General features: G+C 35.6%; 2 protein-coding genes. One reads left to right on the top strand and one right to left on the bottom strand.

Features of this window, described 5'->3' with window-relative positions; all coding sequences use genetic code 11:
* Positions 1-116 precede the first annotated feature (116 nt).
* Positions 117-791, bottom strand: coding sequence for a molybdate ABC transporter permease subunit (modB, locus tag AC0KTX_RS16610; RefSeq protein ID WP_094245827.1), 675 nt, complete (start codon positions 789-791; stop codon positions 117-119).
* A 303-nt stretch (positions 792-1,094) separates the two neighbouring features.
* Between modB and AC0KTX_RS16605 the strand changes: the two genes are divergently transcribed.
* Positions 1,095-2,042, top strand: coding sequence for a helix-turn-helix transcriptional regulator (locus tag AC0KTX_RS16605; protein WP_063389470.1), 948 nt, complete (start codon positions 1,095-1,097; stop codon positions 2,040-2,042).
* Positions 2,043-2,294 lie beyond the last annotated feature (252 nt).

The following is a 2,294-nucleotide window of genomic DNA, read 5'->3' as shown; positions in this document are numbered from 1 at the left end:
TTGACACCCCCGAATCATACCAAGAGGGCTTTTTTTATTCAAGTCCCCGAAAAAACTTCTAACAGGAATGCTCCTTTAAGTAAGCGACAAATAAGCTCTAAAAATTTTTGAACTTACTATTTTTGTACATGTCTCATCATATTCCGTTTGCTCCACCAATTTAGCCATAAAATAGCGCTAAAGCCGAGGGCAACGATAATGATCACCCAAAATTTTGCTGCTTCCAAATTACCTGACTCCACCGCAAAATAAATAGCTAAAGGAATGGTGTCGGTGACATTCGGAATATAGCCGGCGAGCATAAGAGTGGCACCAAATTCTCCTAACGCTCGTGCAAAGGATAAAACTAAGCCAGCTAACAGTCCTGGCCATGCCAGTGGAAAAGATATCGTCCAAAACACTCTCCATTTAGATGCCCCCATTGTATATGCAGCATTTTCAATATTTGGGTCATACTGCCGAAACGCTGCAGATGCACTTTGATACATTAAAGGAAAAGACACGACGACTGCTGCGATCACAACAGCATACCAAGTGAAAACAATTTGGAAATCAAACCAATCGAGCAGTAATCGACCAATAAATCCGTTTTTACCAAATATATATAATAAACCAAAGCCTACAACTGTAGGCGGAAGCACGAGTGGCAGCAAAATAATCGCTTCTATAACACTTTTCCCTCGAAAGGAATTACGACTGATCAATCGTGCCAACAGAACCCCAGTAACAAATACGATAAACGTGGCGATTGTTGCCGTTTTTAAAGAGAGTATAAGCGGCGAGTAATTCATACTTGTCGTTCACCTTTTCATAAAGTTTCATCATTTTTCGTTGTAAATGGTTATAATTATTTTGAACTTTGGAGTAAAGGAAATGGTAAAACAAGAAGTTGAGTCATTTCCATTGAAAAAGAGCGAAACAAAACATGATATAATCAAGATTAGATATAAACTACATAGCCATCTTCTTGTTAAGAAAATAATTAATTTTATTTATATTTAAATATAAATCATTGATACAGAAGTTATCAATACATTATATCAAATTACATTTAATTACTTATAACGAATTTTTTTATGAAGGAGCAAGTAGGTATGGAAAAAAATCTTTCTTATACAACCGAGGAAGTGGCAAACATATTAAAGGTTTCAAAATTAACCGTATATGATTTAGTGAAAAAAGGGTTATTACCTGCTTATCGTGTCGGACGACAAATGCGAATTGATCCTTCCGATCTAGAAGAGTACATAAAAAAGTCAAAAGAAGAACTGCAGCCAAGCTCCGTACAGTCATCAAAAAAAGAAACATCGATTGAAACTCAAGGGTATTTGCAGCCTAGACAATTAATTATAAGCGGCCAGGATATGAGCTTAGATATTTTGGCGAACTACTTAGAAAAATCCTCGAAAAGGTTTCGACCACTTCGTTCTTATGTTGGAAGCTTAGAAAGCCTAATTTCAATGTATCAAGGATATTCAGACATTGTCAGTACACATTTAATCGAAGGAATTTCAGGTGAATATAATGTTCCGTATATCAATAAGATACTAGTGAATTTTCAGTATATCGTGATTCATTTACTAACAAGGAAGGCAGGCTTTTACGTCAAAAAGGGAAACCCGTTGAATATTAAGCATTGGGAAGATTTAAGAAGAAAAAATATAAAAATTGTAAACCGGGAAAAAGGTGCGGGTGCTCGTGTTTTACTAGATGAATGTTTGAGAAAGTATCGCATACCTGTTTCTGAAATTAACGGCTATGACAATGAGGTAACCAATCACGTAAGTGTCGCAAGTGCTGTCGCTAAAGGGGATGCAGATGTCGGGGTAGGAATTGAAAGAGGGGCTAACCTAGTTAAAGATGTCGATTTCATTCCGTTAGTTAATGAAAAGTACGATTTGGTTATTTTAAAGAACGATGAGAATAGAGAGTTAATTAGTCAAGTCCTGCAAATTTTAAGATCGGTTCACTTTCAAAACGATTTAAAAGCACTAGGAGGCTATGATTTGTCACAAACCGGGCAAGTCGTTTATGAAAGCTGAAATGGATCCAGCTAAAAGCCAGGGGTTTCTCTTAAAAACCTCTGGCTTTGTTTTATCACTTTTTGGCACTGGAATATTTGGTTTTCATGATTCGTGAGCACTGGAAATGAAAAAAAGAGAAACATAAGTATATCTTTTTCTATTATATTTAATTATAATTAAATATAATTAATTACTCAGCTTTCGCAGTCCAAAATCTTGTTTAAATGCTTGATGTAAATGGTTTTGGGAAGTACAAAATTATCATTTGAC

The organism is Aeribacillus sp. JST-2 (assembly GCF_056032925.1).
This window is presented reverse-complemented; position numbering and strand designations above follow the sequence as displayed.